The following is a 21,835-nucleotide window of genomic DNA, read 5'->3' as shown; positions in this document are numbered from 1 at the left end:
CTTAGCATGAACATACTTGATAAAATAGCAGCAAGAAAAAGAGAAGAAGTAGCATTTTTAAAGGAAGAAGTGCCAGCAGAATCCCTTCAACTCCTGCCCCACTTTAACCGGAAATGTATTTCTTTAAAAGAAAATCTTCAGAATTCTCCTACAGGGATCATTGCAGAATTCAAACGTCGCTCCCCGTCTCACCCCGAGATCAACCTGGAGGCAGATGCTGCGACAGTCACGGCCGGTTATGAAGCTGCAGGCGCTTCGGGCATTTCGGTGCTTACAGACGAAGAATTTTTCGGCGGAAGTCTTGACGATCTTGCCATAGCGCGCGAAACAGTTAAACTCCCATTGCTTCGGAAGGATTTTATGATCGATGAATATCAGATCATTGAAGCAAAAGCCATGGGCGCAGATGTGATCTTATTGATCGCAGCCATCCTGAAGCCTAAGGAGATCAAAAACCTTTCAAAAAAGGCAAAAGACCTGGGTCTCGAAGTGCTGCTGGAAGTACACAATGAAGAGGAGCTCAAAAATGCCATTTTTGACACCGTAGATATGATAGGCGTTAATAACCGCAACCTCAAAACTTTTGAAGTTGACCTGCAAACAAGCAAAGATTTAGCTGAAAAGATTCCTGATAATTTTATTAAGATCTCTGAAAGCGGGATTAGTGAAACTTCAGCAATTACAGAGCTTCAAAAAAGCGGATTTAAGGGCTTTCTTATCGGTGGAAATTTCATGAAGACCGAAGATCCCGGAAAAAGCGCTTCAGAATTTATTCAGAAATTAAAATAGAATCCAATGCACCTGAAACTGAAGATCTGCGGCATGCGGGAGCCCGAAAATGTGAGCAGGATCGCGGCTTTACAACCCGATTACCTGGGACTCATCTTTTTTGAAGGTTCTCCGCGGAATGTTGTTGGTGAAATCTTTCAGGCAGATCAAAAAATAAAGAAAACAGGGGTTTTTGTGAATGCTTCTGAAGAAAACATCCTCGAAAAGATCAAAAAATATCAACTTTCGGCGCTTCAGCTACACGGAGAGGAAAATCCGGAATTTATCACCAACCTGAAGCAGAAGATTTCCGAAGAAATAGAGCTTATTAAGGTATTCGGTGTTAAAGAAGATTTTGATTTTGGGAAGCTGCAGCCTTATGAAGGTGTGGTGGATTTTTTTCTTTTTGACACCCAGGGCAAAAATAAGGGGGGCAACGGGATCAGGTTCAATTGGGAGGTGCTGCAGGATTATCCTTCTACCACTCCATTTTTCCTGAGTGGCGGGATTGGGCCCGGTGATGCTGCCGCAGTAAAAGAACTTTACCATACCTTCCAAAAAAGGCAAAAAGAAGAGCTCTTTTACGGCATTGACGTAAACAGTAAATTTGAAACTGCCCCGGCAGTAAAGGACGCCGAAGCTTTGAAGACCTTCAGGGAACGGCTATACAATTAGAAATTATGAGTTATCAAGTAAACGAAAAAGGATATTACGGAGATTTTGGCGGCGCCTTTATTCCCGAAATGTTGTACCCAAATGTGGAAGAACTCCGTTCCCGCTATTTGAATATCATGCAGGAAGAGAGTTTTCAGAAAGAATTCCGCCAACTGCTGAAGGATTATGTGGGGCGGCCCACCCCGCTTTATTTTGCTAAAAGGTTCAGCGAGAAATATGGTGCCAAAGTATATTTGAAGCGCGAGGATCTTTGCCACACCGGGGCGCATAAAGTGAATAACACTATTGGGCAGATCCTGATGGCAAAGCGCCTGGGTAAAAACCGGATTATTGCTGAAACCGGTGCAGGACAACACGGAGTTGCTACTGCTACTGTTTGCGCCCTCATGGGAATGGAATGTATTGTCTACATGGGGGAAATCGATATTAAAAGACAGGCCCCAAACGTTGCCCGGATGAAGATGCTTGGCGCTACAGTGGTACCCGCGACTTCGGGAAGTAAAACTTTGAAAGACGCTACCAATGAAGCAATCCGGGATTGGATCAATAATCCGGTAGACACGCATTACATCATTGGTTCGGTTGTGGGACCGCATCCTTATCCAGATATGGTAGCCCGTTTCCAGAGTGTTATTTCTGAAGAGGTGAAAAAGCAGCTTCAGGAAAAAGAAGGTCGTGAAGCACCAGATCATGTAGTAGCTTGTGTAGGCGGAGGCAGTAATGCCGCCGGAATTTACTATCACTACCTCGACAATGAGAAAGTAAATATCATTGCAGTGGAAGCCGCCGGAGAAGGCATACTTACCGGAAAAAGTGCTGCAACCTCGGCTCTGGGTCGCGAAGGGATTATTCACGGTAGCAAAACCCTGCTGATGCAAACCGATGACGGACAGATCACAGAACCATATTCCATCTCTGCCGGATTGGATTATCCCGGCGTGGGACCTATGCACGCGAACCTTTTCAGGACCGGCCGCGGGGAATTTATTTCGGTTACCGATAAAGAGGCCATGGCTGCCGGGTTGCAACTTTGTAAGCTGGAAGGCATTATTCCGGCGATTGAAACGGCCCATGCTTTAGCCATTTTTGACAAGAGAAAATTTGAAAAAGATGAAGTGGTTGTTGTGAACTTATCCGGACGTGGAGATAAGGACCTGAATACTTATATTGAACATTTTAATTTGTAAGCTTCGTCATCCTGGCCTCGTTTTAGGATCAATTTGAAACTGAAAACCCTGAGGGTTTGGGACAGCATGACAATAAATAAACCAAACCTAACAGGTTTTGGAAACCTGTTAGGTTTAAATCAGAATAAATGAACCGAATAAAACAAAAACTCCAGGAAGACTCTTCAAAAAAGCTGCTTTCCATCTACTTTACCGCCGGCTATCCTGAACCTGAAGATACAGTTACTATTCTTCAGGAATTGCAAAAAAGCGGTGTAGACATGGTTGAAATTGGTCTCCCATTTAGTGATCCTTTGGCAGATGGGCCGGTAATTCAAAGAAGTTCGGAAGCTGCTTTGAAAAACGGAATGACCACCATTAAACTTTTTGATCAACTGGAGAACATCAGAGAAACGATTGAAATTCCGTTGTTGATCATGGGATATTTTAATCCGATACTTCAGTACGGGGTGGAGAAATTCTGCCGCAAGTGCAGTGAAACAGGTATTGACGGACTTATTATTCCCGATCTTCCGCTGGAAGAGTATCAGCTGCATTATAGAGAGATATTTCAGCAGTACGATCTGCTTCCGGTGTTCCTGATCACGCCTCAAACTTCCGAAGAAAGAATAAGAGAGATTGATGAAGCTTCCGAAGGGTTTATCTATATGGTGAGTACCGCCGCGGTGACCGGAGGAACAGGAGGTTTTGGAGACACGCAAAAGGAGTATTTTACCAGGGTGTCAAAAATGGCATTAAAGAACCCTCTTATTGTAGGATTTGGAATAAAGGATCACGAGAGTTTTGAGCAGGCTACGGCGGTGACGAATGGCGCAATTATTGGCAGTGCTTTTATCAAGCAGCTTACTAACGGAGGCACCTCCGGGATTTCGGATTTTATAAGTTCCATAAGATAATTAACCCTCTTATTAACAAGTATTTAATAGAGCCCGGGTATGAATTTTCGTATCTTGAAGTGAATTCAAAAAACGAAATTATGGGACGTATAGAAGATAAACACGATAAAAGAAAAAGAAGTAGTGATAATGATCCTCTTAGTGGCCAGATAGGAAACCGCGATAGGGAAACGAACGAATTTGATCTTGAAAAAGACAATATCAAAGACCAGCAGAACAAAAAGTAATGGGCAAGGGTGAAAAAAAGACCAAAACCGGTAAGAATCCGCTCAATACCTTCGGAAAGCTGCGACCCAAAAGAGGGAAATTTACCACGAAACCACAGCAAATAAAAGATCCGCTAGAAAAAGAATCCGTTTAGTCCTCAAAAAACTGACGGTATTGCAAGACCCTGAAATCAATTGTATTGAATTCAGGGTCTTGTTTTTTTAAGTGTTTGTACAGCTCCATACTTCCAATAGCCCTGTTCGCAGATCCCGACGGTGCGGTGAGTGATACCGTATTGATTGGCCGCCCATCCAGCAGGAACTGGTGTACCCTGGGCACATCATTGGAAATCACCTTGATCTTAATATCATGATGCTTTAGGAGCTTTCTGAAGAAGAACTCAGGGCCGTTTTTACTGTTTCCGCCGGTAAATAACAACGTATCTATTTCTGGATGTTTCCGAAGGATTCCGATAAGATCCCGCAACTCTACGTGGAGCATTCCGAGGTCTGAGGCGTCTATTTTGTCCCTCCTGCAACTTTCTACCGTATCGCAAATCCCAATCCCCTTACTCGCCAGGAAATCCTTTCGCTGTTTTACGGCTTCGGGAGTATTCTCAAATTTGAGATCCAGATCAAAGATCCTGTCGATGATTTGCCACAACATCCCGTCCCTGCTGCCATAGCAAAAATCCACATCATCTTCTTTTAATTCCCCTGTTGTAAACCGGGGTGGTGGCAAGGTGCCAACAATGAGTTTCGTAGCATTTTCGGGAATAAATGGTTTGTAGGGATGTTGGTGATGAAACAGGTTCAAGGTTTAATGTTTAAGGTTTATCTCACGATCCAGGTTGCAGGTTACAAGTCTGACAAGGTGTTGCGGGTTGCGCAAAAATCAATATTGGAATTTGGTGCTTGAAATTTGGTGCTTTAATCTCAATTCTCAGTACTAACTTCTCAATACTTTTATTGCGTAATAGGCACGGATTGCAAATCCGCGCCATCTATTTCTCAATACTCAGTACTAACTTCTCAATACTATTTAAGCACAACCACCAGATCATCGGCATACACCATGTCTCCTTCTTTGAGCACGATCTTGTCTACTTCTCCCGCAGTATTGGCGGTGATGGTAGTTTCCATTTTCATAGCCTCGATCACAAACAGCGGCTGATTTTTCTCCACTTTTTGCCCCGGCTCCACCTGGATATTTGACAGGGCTCCCTGTAGTGGTGCGCCTACCTGCTTTTTGTCGTTTTTATCGACTTTTTGATGTACTACTTTCTCTACCTTAACAGATCGGTCTTTAACTTCTACTGCCCTGGTTTGGCCATTTACTTTAAAGAAAACTTTTGCCATTCCGTCTTCATCGGTTTCTCCAATAGACAGGAATTCGATAAGCAGCGTTTTACCACGGTCAAGATCTACAATGATCTCTTCTCCGGGTTCCATCCCATAGAAGAAATTCTTTGTAGGCACATTCATTACTTCTCCAAATTCTACATGGTGGTTATAAAAATCTGTAAATACTTTTGGATATAATTTATAGGAAAGGAAATCGGTGATCTCCACGTCCCTGCCCATTCCTTCACTGAAGGTTTTTTCAAATTCGGCAAATTCCTTTTCAAAATCTATGGGTTCCAAATGTGCGTTTGGCCTTTCGGTATAAGGTTTTTCATCCTTGAGGACGATCTTCTGGATCTTTTCAGGAAATCCTCCATGAGGCTGACCAAGATCTCCTCTAAAGAAACTTTTTACTGACTGGGGAAAAGAAATATTTTCTCCTTTTTCAAGCACATCTTCTATTGAAAGATTATTACTAACCAGGTACTGCGCCATATCGCCCACCACTTTTGAGCTGGGTGTAACTTTGATGATGTCGCCAAAAAGGTCATTTACTTTGCTGTACATTTCAGTGATCTCGTGAAAACGATCGGCCAGGCCAAGGCTTTCTGCCTGCGGCTTGAGGTTGGAATATTGTCCACCGGGAATTTCATGCTTATAAACTTCTCCCGAACCTGCCTTTAAGCCAGATTCAAAAGGATAGTAGTAGCGCCTTACAGCCTCCCAGTATTGGGAATATTCATTTAGTTTATCTGTATTAAAAGCCCTTCCGCGGTCATGGAACCTCAACATTTCCACTATAGAGTTGAAGTTTGGTTGCGAGGTAAGGCCCGAGAGACCTCCAAGGGCAACATCAACCACATCTACCCCGGCTTCTATGGCTTTAAGGTAAGTTGCCGCCTGAATGGAGGAGGTGTCATGCGTATGTAAATGGATTGGTACATTAATTCTGGATTTAAGAGCCGATACCAGTTCAAAAGCTGCATCGGGCTTCAGGATACCCGCCATATCTTTGATCCCGATAATATGTGCCCCGGCATTCTCAATATCTTTACCGAGCTGCACGTAATAGTCGAGGTTGTATTTTGTTTGTTTCGGATCCATTAGATCTCCCGTATAGCAGATGGTTCCTTCTGCCAGCCCGTTAGTTTTATTTCTAACATGTTCAATACACGGAGCGATGGATTTCATCCAGTTAAGACTGTCAAAGATTCTGAAGACATCAACTCCATTTTCCCAGGCCTGTTCCACAAATTTCTCAATCAGGTTATCGGGATAGGCCGTGTAGCCCACACCATTAGAACCACGCAAAAGCATTTGCAGGAGCACATTGGGCATTGCCGCGCGAAGCCTTCTTAACCTTTCCCATGGATCCTCTTTCAAGAATCGCATACAAACATCGAAGGTGGCACCTCCCCAAACTTCCATACTGAAAACTTCAGGGTGGTTTCGGGCAAAACCTTCGGCTACTTTTTCCATATCATAGGTACGCATACGCGTAGCCAGCAGACTCTGGTGTGCATCACGCATGGTAGTGTCGGTAAAATGCACCTTCCCATCATGTAAAAGCCAGCGAGAAAACTTTTCGGGACCGTATTCCTTTAGCAAATCTTTAGTGCCCCTTGGATAACCGTTATCCTTAAAAGAGGGAACTGCAGGCTTAATAAATTTCTTCTTTTCAGGGTTTTTCACATCCTCACTTCCATTGATGATCACATCTCCCAGGAACTTTACCATTTTTGTCGCCCGGTTGCGTGTCTTCCTGATCTTGAAAAGATCCGGATTATCTTTAATGAAGTTCACAGTCACATCGCCCTGCCTGAAGGTTTGATGCGACAGGATATTATCGAGGAAACCAATATTGGTCATCACGCCCCTTATCCTAAACTCGGCCAGTGCCCTTCGCATTTTTCGGCAGGCGCCATCAAGAGTACGGCTGCTGGCCGACACTTTCACCAGCATAGAATCAAAGAAAGGAGAAACTTTTACACCCTGGTAAATACTACCGGCATCCAGTCTAATCCCAAAACCTGATGCACTTCTATAAGTGGTGATGGTACCGTAATCTGGTTTAAAATCATTTGTAGGATCTTCGGTAGTGATTCGGCATTGCAAAGCATAACCGCTTATCTTAATAGATTCCTGAGATTCAATTTTGATTTGTTTGTCACTCAGTTTATAGCCACCGGCAATAAAGATCTGCGCCTTAACGAGGTCAATATTCGTAATGATCTCGGTGACGGTGTGCTCCACCTGAATCCTGGGGTTTACTTCAATAAAGAAGATCTCCCCGGTTCTGTCTACCAGGAACTCTACAGTCCCAATATTGTTGTAATCTACGGCCTTACAAAGTTTAACCGCATAATCGTAAAGGTTCTGTTTTACTTTTTCATCAAGCCCCATCGAAGGAGCAAATTCAATTACTTTCTGGTATCTGCGCTGTACAGAACAATCCCTCTCAAACAGGTGCACCAAATTACCATGGTGGTCACCCACAATTTGTATCTCGATATGTTTGGGATCTTCCACGAATTTCTCCAGGAAAACGGTGTCATCGCCAAAAGCATTTTTCGCCTCCCTTTTAGATTCATTAAAGCCACTTTTTAGATCATCTTCTGAGCGTATTACCCGCATACCGCGGCCTCCCCCGCCCGATGCAGCCTTAAGCATGACCGGATATCCAATTTTTTCAGCTTCTTCAAGCGCAATTTCAACTGTAGTAAGGTCTTTTTCATTACTCCGAATAACCGGAATATCATTTGCCACCGCAACTTCCTTGGCTTTTACTTTGTCTCCTAAAGATCTAAGCACAGAAACTTTTGGACCTATAAAAATGATCCCGTTTTCTTCACATTGTTTAGCAAATTCGGCATTTTCAGAAAGAAATCCGTAGCCGGGATGAATAGCATCTACGCCGTTCTTTTTGGCCACCTTTATTATGGCTTCTATATCTAAATAAGGTTTTAAAGGATCTTTATCTGCCCCTATCTGGTAAGATTCATCAGCCTTGTAACGGTGTAGCGAATAGCGATCTTCATAGGTGTAGATCCCTACGGTTCTCAACCCAATCTCTGTACAGGCCCTAAAGATTCGTATGGCTATTTCTCCTCTGTTTGCTACTAAAACCTTTTTAATTTTCATTTTACGAACTTGCTTTTTTATTAATTTTATTTACTTCTGAAGACTCCTCAAAATATGACATTTTTGGAACCTTATGCAGGTTCAGAAATTAAAAAGAAAAAAGCGGTGAGACACCGCTTTTTTAAATACTTTAACAATTCCTGCTGCTGAAGCTATCTGGTAAAAACCGGCTCGTTTTCATTGGTAGTTTCTTCCGCCGAAAATCTATAGCCATCGCCATCAAAAGCTTTGAGCTGGTCAAGTGTCTGGGCTTCAGATTCAATTAGAAATCTGGCCATAGTACCACGGGCTTTTTTAGCAAAAAAACTGATGATCTTTAATTTTCCATTCTTGAAATCTTTAAATACCGGTGAAATGACCTGCACCTTTAGTTTTGAAGCATCTACAGCTTTAAAATACTCCTGACTGGCAAGATTCACAAAAAGTTCATCTTCTTTAAGTTCATTGTTCAAATAACCGGTCACCTTCTCCTGCCATACCTCATAAAGGTTCTTCTTTCGGTTTACCGGCAATGAAGTTCCCATTTCCAGGCGGTACGGCTGAATAAGATCCAGCGGCCTTAAAATTCCGTAGTAACCCGAAAGGATCCGCAGGGAATCCTGCATAAAATCGATTTTTTCAGTAGGAATGGTATAGGCATCAAGCCCCGTATAAACATCTCCGGCAAAGGCGTAGACTGCAGGCCGGGAGTTTTGTTTGTTATGTTCTTTAGAAAATTCCTGATAGCGGCTGTAGTTAAGATCGGCCAGCTTATCGCTAATGCTCATGAGATCGGCGATTTCTTTTTTAGACATGCGCGAAAGCTTCCGGTTGATGCCGGCTGTGGTTTCCAGAAATGAGGGTTGGGTTCCTCTTGTGGTTGGCAGTTTAGATTTGTAGTCGAGGGTTTTGGCGGGCGATACAACTATTTTCATGGAATGCTCTTAAGAAATTTTCTATTACCCCTCAAAAATATCAAATCCCGACAAGATTTCCTGCCGGGATCGTTTATTCCTTTTGATAGGTCTATCAAAAAAGCTTATTCATCAATGAATTCTTTCTGATTTTTAGCATAATTCCTCCATCGCTCTATACAATCCTGCATATCTTGTGGTACAGGAGAATCAAACCTTAGCCACTCGCCTGTTTCAGGATGTTTGAAGCCCAGGGTTTTTGCATGCAGTGCCTGCCGGGGCAGCACTTTAAAGCAGTTGTCTACAAACTGTTTGTATTTTGTGAAGGTTGTACCTTTCAAAATCTTATCACCTCCATAGCGCTCATCATTAAAGAGCGTGTGGCCAATGTGCTTCATGTGAACCCTTATTTGGTGGGTTCTCCCGGTTTCAAGCTGGCAGGAAACCAAAGTCACATATCCCAGCCTTTCCAGGACCTTGAAATGCGTTACCGCCGGTTTTCCTTTATCTTCATCATCTCCCAGATACACCGTATTTTGCAGCCTGTTCTTGGGGTGGCGGCCAATATTACCTTCAACCGTACCTTCATCCTCTTCAACATTTCCCCATACAAGAGCCACATACTCGCGCTCGCTGCTTTTGTCAAAGAACTGCTTTGCCAGTTTGGTCATGGCTTTTTCGGTCTTTGCAATAACGAGAAGTCCGCTGGTATCTTTGTCAATCCTGTGTACAAGGCCTGGGCGCTCATCGCTGTTTTGCGGCAGATTTTCAAAGTGGTAAACCAGCGCGTTAATAAGTGTGCCGCTGTAGTTCCCATGGCCGGGATGCACCACCATACCTGCTGGTTTGTTGACCACAAGCAGGGAATCGTCTTCATATACAATATCCAGCGGAATATCCTCTGGCGTGAGCAGGAATTCGTAAGGCGGATGCTCAAAAAGCACCTGTACCACATCTCCCGGCTTTACCTTATAATTAGATTTTACGGGAACCTCATTCACGTGAATATTGCCTTCTTTAGCCGCAGTTTGAATTTTATTACGAGTGGCTTTTTCGATATAATTCATCAGGAATTTATCTACCCGCAATGGCTGCTGGCCTTTATCGGCTACAAACCTGTGGTGTTCATACAGGTCATCATCGTTCTCTTCGGGTTCGGGGTTATTATTTTCAGAAATCATATTCTTCGTCTTCCAGGTCGTTCAAAATTGGGTCTTGTGCGGTACTATCCTCTTCTTCTTCCATTCCATATCTCCTGGAGCCATCGGCAAGCACAAGGTCAATTTTTGAAGTTTTCATCAGTTTCATTCCCGGTTCCAGCAGTTGGCCTCTGTGACGCATTTCAAGCACCACATCTTTTGCAACATCGGGTTTATAGGTAATCGTTCCTATTTCAAAACCAAGGGAACGCAAGGTTGGCTCTACCTGCCTGCGCGTTCTTCGGATAAGATTTTCAGGAATTTCAACTTTCGTAAATCCTGAAGGATTGAGCGTCAAATAGATCTTTCGGTTCTCCTTCACCTCTTTACCAGGAAGCGGCACCTGATCTATCACCGAATACGGCGGAAAGTCGGGATTATAATTGGCAGAATCCAGAATTTCCCTGCGCAGGTCTAGTTCCGCAAGCTGCTCATCAACCTTATCCAGGGACAAACGTTCCAGGCTGGGTACGGTAATTCTTTGGTCTTGATTTGTAGAATAATCAAGCCATTGAAGTATAATAAAGGCGATCAAAACTACCGCAAATACAGCCAAAACCAATTGAATAAGAAAGGTTTTGCTAAAGAGAAATCGAAAGAAACTCATAGTTTAATTTAAAAGGCAAAGATATAAAATCAGGCGGTTTTGCAGACATTCATTTATTAGTCGCTATTTTTGCTAACGAAAATAATTGGGCGATATTTAATTATGAAGAAAAATGTAGCCATAGCCATGGGCGGCTTCTCCAGCGAATACCGTATATCAATAAACAGCGGTAATGTTGTTTACAAAAATCTTGACCGCAGTAAATACAACCCTTACCGGGTACATATCCTGCAAAAAGAGTGGTTTGTCATTGGAGAAAATGACACACCTTACCCCATAAACCGCAGCAATTTCACCGTCACAATTGATGGGCAGTTAATCACTTTCGACTGTGTTTTTAACACCATTCACGGTACACCTGGTGAAAATGGCCTTTTACAGGCCTATCTCGAGCTGCTCGACATTCCGCAGACTTCCTGCGATTTCTACCAGTCGGCACTCACTTTTAATAAAAGAGACCTTATTAGTGTGCTCAAACCCTTCGGAATAAAAACTGCTGAAAATTATTTTGTAGATAAAGGAGATGAAGTTGATCCCGATGAAATTATTGCCAAAGTTGGTTTGCCGTGCTTTGTGAAAGCTAATAAAGCCGGAAGTAGCTTCGGAATTACCAAAGTGAAATCGCGGGATCAAATTATTCCTGCCACAAAATTTGCTTTTAAGGAAGATAACGAGATCATTATCGAATCATTTCTCGATGGCACCGAAGTTTCGGTTGGAGTGATTACTCACAACGACGAGATTCTCGCGCTGCCAGTCACCGAAATTGTTTCTGAAAATGAGTTTTTTGACTATGAAGCCAAGTACCTCGGAAAATCTCAGGAGATCACCCCTGCCCGAATTTCAGAAGAACAAACGAAAAAAGTTCAGGAAATTGCAAAATTGATCTACCGCAAGCTGAAGATGAAAGGTTTTTCGAGATCTGAATTTATTTTCCACAACAACGAACCACATTTTATTGAAATGAATACTAACCCGGGGCTTAGCGAAGCCAGTATTCTGCCGCAGCAGGCCCAGGCGGCAGGCATTTCTTTAAAAGAGCTTTTTGGCAGCGCTATTGAAACTGCCTTGAAAGCCTAGGTATCCAAAAATGTCTATTTTAGAGTAAATTTTTTCAGCATGAAAACAGCAGTTTTTCCCGGTTCTTTTGATCCCATCACCCTGGGACATGTTGATATCATTAACCGCGGACTCCCACTTTTTGACCAGGTCATCCTGGCAATTGGAACAAATTCAGACAAAAATTATATGTTCTCTCTCGAAGAGCGGGTCAGGTTTTTGGAAGAGACCTATAAAGATGAACCAAAGATCAAGGTGATGACCTACAAAGGCATGACCGTGGATTTTTGCAGGGAACAAAACGCCGGATTCATTTTACGCGGCCTTCGTAATGCCATTGACCTGGAATTTGAAAAGAGCATTGGCCAAACCAACTTTAAAATAAGCGGAGTAGAAACCCTTTTCTTTATCACTTCTTCCGGAAAAAGCCATATTTCCTCAACCGTTGTTCGCGATGTGATTCGCAATGGCGGAGATTATCATTTTATGGTACCAGATGCCGTTTCAAAGGAATAAGGAATATTGTTTATTGAATATTTTATTATTATTTATTTTTTGTGGTTTAAAAGGAATACTGCTTACTATTGATTGATAATTGCTAATTGTTCATTGATTTAAAACTTATATCCAACTGCTAAACCACCGTAAAAATTACGGGGCATTCCGGGATAGAAGTAGCGCGGGGCATTACCGCCAAAACCTACTGCATTTGGTATTACCGAAGCCGCATAATGTTCATCAAGCGCATTGTTCACACCCCCAAAAATTTCCAAATCCCAGTTCTTATTTATGGAAGTATTGATCATTTCCAGTGGTTCCAGGGCGAGTTTGAAATGCAGGAGGTCATAATGACTCCTGAATTCGGTATTTGCATCATTTAAAGGCATTTCCCCTTCAAACTGGTATGTAGTTCGCAGGGTTAAGCCAAAGGAAGTGACAATGTCAAGCCCGGCATTTACAGTTTCCTGCGGCACTGCCGGAAGATCGTTGCCGGAGAAATCTTCTTCCTCATCTATAAATTTGTTAAATTCGAAGGAATTGTATGCTGTATTGACAAAGGTGCGTGCCCGTACATTTGCTGAAACAGGGAAATTGTAATTGAGCAACAATTCTATTCCGTTGTGGTCAGTTTTTCCGGCGTTGCGGCCAATATACCGGTCTTCGGCCACTCGTTCGGCTACTAACAGATTTTCCACCTGGATTGAAAACGCGGCAATTTCAGCATAGAGTCGGTTGTTTAGGAAGTTTCCTTTGAAGCCCAGCTCGTAATTAACTCCGGTTTCGGGTTTGAGGTTAGTATTGATCAAACCTTCCGGAGTAAGTGTTTCGGCTACCGTGGGAGTAGAAAATCCGTGACTTACCGAAGCATATAAATTTTTACCCGGGGTTACTGTGTAAACGGCACCAATCCTGGGTGACAGCACTTCCTTAAAACTGTAGGCTCCACTTTGGTCTACATCGTCTTCCTCATAAAGGTCACTCAGCTCGTAAGAAGTGGCGTTGAGATTTAATCCGGCTTCCAGTCTAAGCCGCGAGGTCACCTCCTGGTTCCATTGAAGAAATATATTATAGTAACGCCTGTCCTGCTCGTTATGGCTCAAATAACTACCGGGCACACTGCCCTTATCTTCAAACTGCTCGTACAGGTTCTCAAAAGTGGCAGTATCATACCACTCGTTATAGAATTCCACGCCAAAGCTCAATTGTGCAGGGGCTCCAAAAATGTCTTTTTCAAGACTGAATTTTGTCCTTGCCCCCAAAGCTGACTGCCCTTCGTTAAGAATGTCAAAAGGCCTTGGCTCATACGCATCTCTAAAACTGCCGTAAACACTGGTGATATTTGATAATTCTTCCGAAAAACGATAGTCATAGGAGAACCCAAGTAGACCTTTGTCGTAAGACTCGTAGCCTTTGGCCGCAGCCCAGGTAAAAGCCGCCGAAGAAGGATTTTTAAGAAAAGTCTCCCGGTTTACCGAACTCGGAATGAATGCTTTTAAGCGCACAAAGTTCCCCAGTACCGACAATTCTCCGTTTTTTCCTGCCAGCACCTGCCCAAAAAGGGTAAAAGAATCCCTGTCATAAGCCGAATTATCACGCCAGCCATCGGTTTCCACATGATTGTAAGTGGCAGTGATGTTGGCCGATTTTGAAGCGTGAGCTGCCCGGGCAGTTCCCCTAAAAAGGCCATAGCTTCCAAAAGTGCCTTTTACATCAGCCTTTGTTCCCTGCTCCATGTCACGGGCAGGAAAAAGAGTGACCACTCCGCCAAGACCTGCGCCATACACACTTGATGTAGGTCCTTTTATAATTTCTATGCGCTCCAGGGCGGCAGGATCGAGGTCGTCTAGCGTCGTTTCTCCTTCGGCGCTGGTTATTGGAATTTCCATAAAATAGGCCTTTACCCGGTTTGTGCTGTACTGAGACCGTGCACCCACCCCGCGAATGCTCATTTTATTGGTGTTTAAAGCCCCCTGGTGCACATTCACGCCCGGCACGGTACTTATATTCTGCATCACATTAGTTTCATCAAACCTTTGCAGCTCTTCTTCGCTTAATACTGAAACCGACGCCGGAGTTTGCAATAATTGCTTCGGAATTATGGTACTTCGCAGCACAACTTCAGACAGGGAACCTTCGGAAGGTGCAAGAACAACAAAAAGATCTTCGGAAGAGCTGGCCAGCAGTATTTTTCGGCCGTATCCGGGAGCTTCAAAAATGAGGTTTACAGGCAATCCTTCCGCAGAAAAATTGAATACGCCTGAAGCATCTGTAAAAACAGCTTCAGAAGATTCACCTGAAGTAATTTTGACATTTTCAAGAGGTTTATTGGTAAAGGCATCAGTTACTTTTCCGCTTATTTGCTGTGCAGAGAGCTTTCCGAAGAAAAATATTGTGAATACCAGGAATAGATATTTTTTCAAGAGTTTCGTTTTAGTTAGTGACCGGGAAGGGGTGTCAAAAATGGCATTTTTGACACCTTTTTCTTCCGAAGAAATGGGCTTTACGAATTTAAGCTTTTTATCATGTTCTGGAAAACCTGCTTTATTCTTAGCAATACTTTATGCTTTTGAAGTTTTTCTTTATGTTTACGGCGGTTAAAATTCCCTGCATGAAAAAAATACTGGTTTTGGCAGTAATTGCCATTGGCCTTAGCTCCTGCGATTTTTCGAACTATATACTGGAGCAGGATTATGATTTCACCACTGTTTTTGAAAAATCGGGAGGAACAGAGACTGCTACCTACCCCGAGATCATTGACTTTTACGAAGATCTTGCCGCGGTGTACCCCAGCATTAATCTGGAGCGCATTGGAGAAACCGATAGTGGCGAACCCCTACACCTGGTGACTTACAGCCTTAACAAATCTTTTGATTTTGAAAGCCTTCGCGAAGACCATAGCATAGTAATGATCAATAACGGCATACACCCGGGCGAGAGCGACGGGATTGATGCCACCATGATGTTATTTAGAGATCTTGCACAAGATTCTATAAGCCTGCCTGAAAACACGGTGATTGCGGCAATCCCGGTGTACAACGTTGGCGGCGCGCTTAACCGCAACTCCTTTTCCCGTACTAACCAGAATGGGCCTAAAGCTTATGGTTTTCGTGGAAATGCAAGAAATTATGACCTCAACCGCGACTTTATAAAAGCCGACACCCGAAACACCCGTAGCTTTTACGAGATCTTTCACAAGGTAGACCCCGATCTTTTTATTGACACCCATGTGAGTAATGGCGCCGATTACCAGTACACCCTTACCCATGTAATTACACAGCACGACCAGATGGGAGGAGCTTTGGGAAATTATATCAAAAAAGATCTAAGGCCCGCCGTTGAAGAGGCCCTGAAGAAAAAAGACTGGGAAATGACTCCTTACGTGAATGTGTTTGGAGATGTGCCCGACAAAGGTTTTACGCAATTTCTTGACACCCCGCGCTACTCGACCGGATATGCTGCCCTTTGGAACACCCCCGGAATAATGCTGGAGACGCACATGCTTAAGCCGTATGACAAGAGGGTTTATGGCTCTTATGAATTTCTACGCTCCATGATAGACATTGCCGATAAAGATACCGAACTTCTTAAAAAACTGAGGGCTCAGGACACCAAAGCCTTTAAGACCAAAAGTACTTATGCTTTTGATTTTAAGGTGGACAGCAGCAAAGTTTCGGAGCTACAATTTAAGGGGTATGAGGCAGAAAGGTTCCCGAGTGAAGTCACCGGATTTGATAGATTAAAATATGACACTACCCGCCCTTTCACCAAAAAAGTAGATTACTATGATAGTTTCACGGCCTCCCGGGAAGTGAAGATACCCCAGGGTTATATTGTGCCGCAGGCGTGGTGGCCAATCCTGGACCTGCTTGAACTAAACAATGTAGAGATGGTTCCTTTTGAAAAAGACACCAGCATGGTAGTAGAAGTCTACAGGATTAAAAACTACGAAACCAGAACTGCACCTTATGAAGGGCATTACCCACATTTTAATGTAGAGGTAGAAAGCAGCAGGAAAAAAGTAAATATTAAACAGGGCGATCTTTTTATTCCTATTGAACAAAAAGCAGCAAAGTACTTGCTGGCAACACTTGAGCCCCAGGCACCGGATTCCTTCTTTAACTGGAATTTCTTTGACAGCATTCTGCAGCAAAAAGAAGGCTTCTCCCCATACGTGTTTGAGGAGGTAGCAAGAGAATTTCTAGACGATTATCCTGAAATTGAAAATGAATTCCTGGCTAAAAAGAAGAACGACCCCGAATTTGCTGCCAACTGGTATGCACAACTGGACTGGATTCACAAGAAGAGTGAGCACTATGAAGTATCACATTTGCGATATCCCGTCTTTAGAGTGAGCCGGTAAAATTTCTTCGGGAAAAAGGAGTTTAATATTGGCGTAAGACTTTTTCAAAGCTTTTTGCGCCTTTTCCATACTTTTCCATTTTACCTTCTCTATACCTTCACTCTCTTCGGCGATGAGTTCGCCGTCATAATCGGTCCTCATTTCATACCAGTAGGTAACTTTAAGCCTGTACCGGCCTTTTCTTTGAAACACGTGATAAGTAGTTTGCAGGAATTTAGAGATTTCGAGGTTTTTCACCCCCGTCTCTTCTTCTACTTCGCGAATAGCCCCTGTCTCTATACTCTCTCTCTTTTCAACTTTCCCTTTGGGTAGATCCCACCGGCCGTTTCTAAAAATAAATAACACCTCATCCTTTTGATTTAGTACAAATCCTCCACCGGCTGTGACTACAGGTAACTTCTTAAAAAGGTGCTTTAGAAGCTTCTCTTTTTTCTGGTGATAAAGATTAACGTAGAGCAATTTTCCCTTGTTGATCTTTTTGATAATCCTTTTTAATTTAACCTCCTTTAACGGAATAGATACATATTTCTCTCCCAAATCCTTTTCTGTTGAGAGAATAATAGGAACATCATTTACAAAAACTTTATACATTTGCAGTATGATTTTAGACAAGGAAACGGCTCGCAAAACTGCTGAGTTATTATTGCAAATTAAGGCAATAAAATTAGATGCACAACAAGGCTTTAAATGGGCCAGCGGTTGGAACTCTCCAATTTACTGTGACAATCGCATCATCTTATCTTATCCTCCCATCCGCAACTTTGTACGGGAACACATGGCCCGCCAGGTAGAACAGCTTTACGGTAAAGCCGATGTTATTGCCGGCGTTGCCACAGGAGCAATAGGAATAGGAATGCTGGTAGCCGAATATCTGAGCCTGCCATTTGCTTATGTGCGCCCCGAAGCAAAATCTCACGGCCGCCAAAACCAGATTGAGGGCAAAGTTGAGGAAGGGCAAACCGTTGTGGTGATTGAAGACCTCATTAGCACCGGTAATAGCAGCTTAAATGCCGTAAAAGCACTACAGGACGCCAACCTTCAAATAAAAGGTATGCTGGCCATCTTTTCTTATGGCTTTGATACTGCAGACCAGAATTTTAAAGATGCGAATATTGAGCTACACACCCTTAGCAACTATGAATATCTATTGGAAGTAGCCCTAAAAACAAATTATATCAATCAAACCGAAAGCGAGCTACTAAAAAGCTGGAGAAATGATCCGGCTAACTGGAAAAAATAAGATATGGAATTACAGAGCGACAAAGTAACAGTACAAAAGAGTCAGCAGGAATTGTTCAATTTCCTTACAGACGTGAACAATTATGAGCAGATCATGCCAGAGAGCAAAGAGAAATTTCAAGTGAAAAGTCAGGACACTTTTGCTTTCGCGTTGAAAGGAATGCCAGAGATCGCACTGCAGATAAAAGAAACCCGCGAGCCAGAAAATATTAAACTGGGTTCTACTTCAGACAAGTTTGATTTTTCTCTTGATGTGGAGATCCAGTCTTTGGGAGACAATCAGAGTGAAGCCCAGTTGTTTTTCCACGGAAAATTCAATACCATGATGGCTATGATGGTAAAAGGACCTTTGAAGAAATTCATTTCGAATTTAGCTGAAAACCTCGCAAAGATCTAATAGCAAAGACTAATTTCTTTTAGGTCGTATTCGGCAACCTCTTCCTCTTCCCCTTTTTGCACCAGGAGCTTACCTGTTGGGCTAACATCGAGGATCATTCCTGTAAAAAGGTTGCCCTTGGGATCTTTAAAGGTAGAGGGAACTAACCTGCGAAAAAGAGCATTTTTATAAGTGTTTAAAATTACTTCGGAGCTTTCTTCGGAAAGTTCCGAAAATCCTTTTTCAAGCTCCGCAAGTACAACATTAAGCACCTCCTCAAGACTGAATTCCTTTCCGGTGGCAGTCTTCATGGAACCGGCCTGGGGCAGATCTTCAAAGTTTTGCTGATTAACGTTTAGCCCAATCCCAATAATAGACCCCGTCACTTTACCTTCAGAAATAATATTTTCAATAAGTATACCCGCCAGTTTTCGATTAGCTGACAAGATGTCGTTTGGCCATTTTATTTTTAATCGTGGCAGGTCAAATTTTTCGAGAGCCGAAATCAGAGCCGTTGCAATAGCGGCACTCAGCACAAACTGATGGGCCGGATCTATATTTGGTCGGGGTAAAAACACCGAAAAAGTGAGGTTTTTACCATCTTCAGCACTCCAGGAAGTACCACGTTGCCCCCTGCCCAGGGTCTGTTTTTTTGCAACCACACAGGTAAGAGGTAAGTGAGGATTTTCTTTTAAAAGCTCTCGCGCAAACGAATTTGTGGAGTTGATGGCACTAACTTTGATAAGGTGCATACGAAGGATAGATAATGCAGGCGTTAAATGTTATGAAAACCAAGGTTCAAAAAACCTTAAAAAGTAATAACTTTGCGCAAAGAAAATAAATTTAATGATAAAAAAAGAAGCTAACAACGATATACTTATAGCACACATAATCAAAGGAATCGAAGAAGTTAAAGGGAATGACATTGATATTCTTGACCTTAGGGAGATAGAAAATACTGTATGTGACTACTTCATCATCTGCAATGGTACCTCAAACACACAGGTAAACGCCATTGTTAATTCCATTCAAAAAACCGTTAGTAAATCGCTTAAAGATAAACCCTGGCATATAGAGGGATCTGATAATGCCGAGTGGGTACTAATGGATTACGTGAGCGTGGTAGTACATGTTTTTCAGAAGCACATTAGAGAGTATTATGACATTGAAAGTCTTTGGGGGGATGCAAAATCCACTTCAATCAATACAAATTATTAAGAGTTAAGAAAGAACGCATGGCCAAAGAGCAACCTAAAAATAAAGAGCCAAAAAAACCAAAGTTTAGCGCATACTGGATTTATGCAGCTATTATCCTGGTGTTTTTGGGGATAAACTTCTTCAGTGATAGTGGGTTTAATGAACCTGCCAAGACCAACCCTGCCGAATTCCTGAACTATTTAGAACAGGGAGACGTAAAGAAAGTGGTTATTGTTAACCGCAATCAGGCAAAAGTATTCCTTACCGAAGAAGCCCAGGCAAAAGAAGTACACCAAAAGGCAGTACAGGATGAGCTATTTCCAGGTGGAGATTCTCCGGCCTATACGTTTGAATTTGGTGACCTTCAAAACCTTGAGGATGACATAAGAGAGGTAAAAGCTGAAAGTAATGTTGACACCCCTGTGGTTTTTGAGACCCATCAAAATGTTTGGGGCGATATATTACTTACCCTGTTGCCATTTATTCTGATTATTGGAATCTGGATCTTCATTATGCGTCGTATGAGCGGTGGAGCCGGTGGCGGTGCAGGCGGACAGATTTTCAACATAGGAAAATCAAAAGCCAAGCTCTTTGATCAAAATACCGACGTTAAAGTTTCTTTTAAAGATGTGGCCGGTCTTGAAGGAGCCAAGGAAGAAGTACAGGAAATTGTAGATTTCCTAAAAACTCCAGATAAATATACCTCCCTGGGAGGAAAAATACCAAAAGGTGCTTTACTTGTAGGACCTCCGGGTACCGGTAAGACCTTGCTTGCAAAAGCTGTGGCAGGAGAAGCCAAAGTTCCTTTTTTCTCACTATCAGGATCCGACTTTGTGGAGATGTTTGTAGGTGTTGGAGCTTCGAGGGTAAGAGACCTGTTTAAACAGGCAAAAGAAAAATCTCCAGCTATTATCTTTATTGATGAGATTGATGCTATAGGACGTGCCCGCGGAAAAAGTAATTTTTCGGGATCTAACGACGAGCGTGAGAACACCTTAAACCAGCTCCTTACAGAAATGGATGGTTTTGGAACGAACACCAATGTAATTGTGTTGGCAGCTACCAACCGTGCCGATGTGCTTGACAAAGCCCTTATGCGCGCCGGAAGGTTTGACAGACAGATCTATGTTGACCTGCCTGATGTTAGGGAGAGAAAAGAAATATTTGAAGTACATCTTCGCCCGCTAAAGAAAGTGGCCGACGAGTTAGATACTGAGTTCATGGCAAAACAGACTCCTGGATTCTCGGGTGCCGATATTGCCAACGTATGTAACGAGGCTGCATTAATTGCTGCACGTAATAGTAAAACCGCTGTTGGAAAACAGGATTTTCTGGATGCAGTAGATCGTATTGTGGGTGGTCTTGAGAAAAAGAACAAGATCATCACTCCAGAGGAGAAGCAAGCCATCGCTTTCCACGAGGCAGGACATGCAACCGTTAGCTGGATACTGGAGCACGCCGCTCCTCTTGTAAAGGTTACCATCGTACCTCGCGGGCAATCGCTTGGAGCTGCATGGTATCTCCCTGAAGAAAGGCTTATTGTGAGACCAGAACAGATGCTTGATGAAATGTGTGCAGCCCTGGGAGGACGGGCAGCCGAAAAGGTAATTTTCAACAAGATCTCTACCGGAGCTCTTAGCGACCTGGAAAAAGTTACCAAACAGGCCCGTGCCATGGTGACCGTGTATGGATTAAATGAAAAGGTAGGAAACCTCACTTATCACGATTCTTCAGGCCAGAGTGAATATAATTTCACCAAGCCTTACAGTGAGAAAACTTCAGAATTAATAGACAAGGAGATCTCAAACCTTATTGAAGAGCAGTATCAAAGAGCTATTAAACTTCTTGAGGACAATAAAGACAAGCTTACCAGGCTGGCCGAGATTCTCCTGGAAAAAGAAGTTATATTCAAAGATAACCTCGAGGAGATCTTCGGAAAAAGGCCTTTTAAGAGCCGTGACGAGATCATGAATGGCAACAGCCAGGAAAAAACTGTGCCTGTACAGGAAGAAACTGTTACCGAAAAAACAATTCCCGGTAGCACACCAGGTTCAGAAACGCAGGACACTTCGACTTCCGAAGGAAAATAATCTACAATCCTATCAGTAAAAAATCTTAACTTATCTTAATCTGTAAGTTAAGATTTTTTACCTTTGGGTGAAATGCTACCTTGAGTAATCAGAAACC

Annotated in this window: 22 protein-coding genes; 14 read left to right on the top strand and 8 right to left on the bottom strand. The window is 42.9% G+C overall.

Translation table 11 applies throughout. From position 1 onward, the window contains the following. Positions 1–6: 6 nt before the first annotated feature. The 6 genes from trpC (at position 7) to VS868_RS10810 (ending at position 3,887) form a co-directional block, all read left to right on the top strand. On the top strand, positions 7–789 hold the full coding sequence (gene trpC, locus VS868_RS10835; protein WP_345597395.1) for an indole-3-glycerol phosphate synthase TrpC: 783 nt from the start codon (positions 7–9) through the stop codon (positions 787–789). Positions 790–795: 6 nt separating this feature from the next. Further along, on the top strand, positions 796–1,443 hold the full coding sequence (locus tag VS868_RS10830) for a phosphoribosylanthranilate isomerase (protein WP_345597393.1): 648 nt from the start codon (positions 796–798) through the stop codon (positions 1,441–1,443). Positions 1,444–1,448: 5 nt separating this feature from the next. Continuing rightward, positions 1,449–2,630, top strand: a complete 1,182-nt coding sequence (gene trpB, locus VS868_RS10825; RefSeq protein WP_345597391.1) for a tryptophan synthase subunit beta — start codon at positions 1,449–1,451, stop codon at positions 2,628–2,630. Positions 2,631–2,758: 128 nt separating this feature from the next. Further along, positions 2,759–3,526, top strand: a complete 768-nt coding sequence (trpA, locus tag VS868_RS10820; protein WP_345597389.1) for a tryptophan synthase subunit alpha — start codon at positions 2,759–2,761, stop codon at positions 3,524–3,526. 80 nt (positions 3,527–3,606) lie between these two features. Next, complete coding sequence (locus tag VS868_RS10815; RefSeq protein WP_266067864.1) at positions 3,607–3,753, top strand: hypothetical protein; 147 nt, start codon at positions 3,607–3,609, stop codon at positions 3,751–3,753. Next, on the top strand, positions 3,753–3,887 hold the full coding sequence (locus VS868_RS10810; RefSeq protein ID WP_345597387.1) for a 30S ribosomal protein THX: 135 nt from the start codon (positions 3,753–3,755) through the stop codon (positions 3,885–3,887). Before VS868_RS10815 ends, VS868_RS10810 begins: the two co-directional genes overlap by 1 nt. Here VS868_RS10810 and VS868_RS10805 read toward each other — a convergent pair. The 5 genes from VS868_RS10805 to VS868_RS10785 form a co-directional block, all read right to left on the bottom strand. Further along, entirely contained in the window at positions 3,884–4,543 is a 660-nt protein-coding gene (locus VS868_RS10805) for a uracil-DNA glycosylase family protein (RefSeq protein WP_266067924.1), read from the bottom strand. The genes VS868_RS10810 and VS868_RS10805 overlap by 4 nt on opposite strands. Before the next feature lie 227 nt (positions 4,544–4,770). After that, a complete protein-coding gene (locus VS868_RS10800; RefSeq protein ID WP_266067866.1) occupies positions 4,771–8,217 on the bottom strand; it encodes a pyruvate carboxylase in 3,447 nt (1,148 codons plus the stop codon). A gap of 152 nt (positions 8,218–8,369) precedes the next feature. After that, on the bottom strand, positions 8,370–9,131 hold the full coding sequence (gene yaaA / locus VS868_RS10795; RefSeq protein ID WP_345597386.1) for a peroxide stress protein YaaA: 762 nt from the start codon (positions 9,129–9,131) through the stop codon (positions 8,370–8,372). A gap of 104 nt (positions 9,132–9,235) precedes the next feature. Continuing rightward, on the bottom strand, positions 9,236–10,291 hold the full coding sequence (locus tag VS868_RS10790) for an RluA family pseudouridine synthase (RefSeq protein ID WP_345597384.1): 1,056 nt from the start codon (positions 10,289–10,291) through the stop codon (positions 9,236–9,238). Further along, the gene (locus VS868_RS10785; protein WP_345597382.1) at positions 10,281–10,916 is read right to left on the bottom strand and encodes a PASTA domain-containing protein; all 636 of its coding nucleotides are present in this window, start codon (positions 10,914–10,916) and stop codon (positions 10,281–10,283) included. The genes VS868_RS10790 and VS868_RS10785 overlap by 11 nt, the downstream gene beginning before the upstream one ends. A gap of 102 nt (positions 10,917–11,018) precedes the next feature. Here VS868_RS10785 and VS868_RS10780 point away from each other — a divergent pair, with 102 nt between their 5' ends. Together VS868_RS10780 and coaD are read left to right on the top strand one after the other, a co-directional pair. Further along, positions 11,019–11,996, top strand: coding sequence for a D-alanine--D-alanine ligase (locus tag VS868_RS10780; protein ID WP_345597380.1), 978 nt, complete (start codon positions 11,019–11,021; stop codon positions 11,994–11,996). A gap of 39 nt (positions 11,997–12,035) precedes the next feature. Beyond that, positions 12,036–12,491 (top strand): pantetheine-phosphate adenylyltransferase, encoded by a 456-nt coding sequence (gene coaD, locus VS868_RS10775; protein WP_345597378.1) that lies wholly within the window; start codon positions 12,036–12,038, stop codon positions 12,489–12,491. A 98-nt stretch (positions 12,492–12,589) separates the two neighbouring features. Here the strand turns inward: coaD and VS868_RS10770 are convergent, their stop codons facing one another. Then, positions 12,590–14,896, bottom strand: a complete 2,307-nt coding sequence (locus tag VS868_RS10770) for a TonB-dependent receptor (protein ID WP_345597376.1) — start codon at positions 14,894–14,896, stop codon at positions 12,590–12,592. Positions 14,897–14,936: 40 nt separating this feature from the next. Between VS868_RS10770 and VS868_RS10765 the strand changes: the two genes are divergently transcribed. Together VS868_RS10765 and VS868_RS10760 are read left to right on the top strand one after the other, a co-directional pair. Then, on the top strand, positions 14,937–15,074 hold the full coding sequence (locus VS868_RS10765; protein ID WP_345597374.1) for a hypothetical protein: 138 nt from the start codon (positions 14,937–14,939) through the stop codon (positions 15,072–15,074). A 10-nt stretch (positions 15,075–15,084) separates the two neighbouring features. Then, positions 15,085–16,836 (top strand): M14 family metallopeptidase, encoded by a 1,752-nt coding sequence (locus tag VS868_RS10760; RefSeq protein ID WP_345597372.1) that lies wholly within the window; start codon positions 15,085–15,087, stop codon positions 16,834–16,836. Here VS868_RS10760 and VS868_RS10755 read toward each other — a convergent pair. Then, positions 16,798–17,427 (bottom strand): NUDIX domain-containing protein, encoded by a 630-nt coding sequence (locus tag VS868_RS10755; RefSeq protein ID WP_345597370.1) that lies wholly within the window; start codon positions 17,425–17,427, stop codon positions 16,798–16,800. The two genes, VS868_RS10760 and VS868_RS10755, sit on opposite strands and share 39 nt — an antisense overlap. A gap of 7 nt (positions 17,428–17,434) precedes the next feature. On the opposite strand from VS868_RS10755, the gene pyrE reads away from it, so the two are divergent. Beyond that, positions 17,435–18,076, top strand: coding sequence for an orotate phosphoribosyltransferase (pyrE, locus tag VS868_RS10750; protein ID WP_266067875.1), 642 nt, complete (start codon positions 17,435–17,437; stop codon positions 18,074–18,076). A 3-nt stretch (positions 18,077–18,079) separates the two neighbouring features. Beyond that, positions 18,080–18,472 (top strand): SRPBCC family protein, encoded by a 393-nt coding sequence (locus VS868_RS10745; RefSeq protein ID WP_266067876.1) that lies wholly within the window; start codon positions 18,080–18,082, stop codon positions 18,470–18,472. Here VS868_RS10745 and VS868_RS10740 read toward each other — a convergent pair. Beyond that, positions 18,469–19,203 carry a biotin--[acetyl-CoA-carboxylase] ligase gene (locus VS868_RS10740; RefSeq protein WP_266067877.1) on the bottom strand — a complete coding sequence of 245 codons (735 nt, stop codon included), beginning with the start codon at positions 19,201–19,203 and terminating at the stop codon, positions 18,469–18,471. The two genes, VS868_RS10745 and VS868_RS10740, sit on opposite strands and share 4 nt — an antisense overlap. A 94-nt stretch (positions 19,204–19,297) precedes the next feature. On the opposite strand from VS868_RS10740, the gene rsfS reads away from it, so the two are divergent. Together rsfS and ftsH are read left to right on the top strand one after the other, a co-directional pair. Further along, the gene (gene rsfS, locus VS868_RS10735) at positions 19,298–19,669 is read left to right on the top strand and encodes a ribosome silencing factor (protein WP_266067878.1); all 372 of its coding nucleotides are present in this window, start codon (positions 19,298–19,300) and stop codon (positions 19,667–19,669) included. A gap of 17 nt (positions 19,670–19,686) precedes the next feature. After that, complete coding sequence (ftsH, locus tag VS868_RS10730) at positions 19,687–21,738, top strand: ATP-dependent zinc metalloprotease FtsH (protein ID WP_345597365.1); 2,052 nt, start codon at positions 19,687–19,689, stop codon at positions 21,736–21,738. The last annotated feature ends 97 nt before the right edge of the window (positions 21,739–21,835 follow it).

Origin of the sequence: Salinimicrobium sp. 3283s, assembly GCF_039602225.1 — a bacterium.
Classification (GTDB): domain Bacteria; phylum Bacteroidota; class Bacteroidia; order Flavobacteriales; family Flavobacteriaceae; genus Salinimicrobium; species Salinimicrobium profundisediminis.
This window is presented reverse-complemented; position numbering and strand designations above follow the sequence as displayed.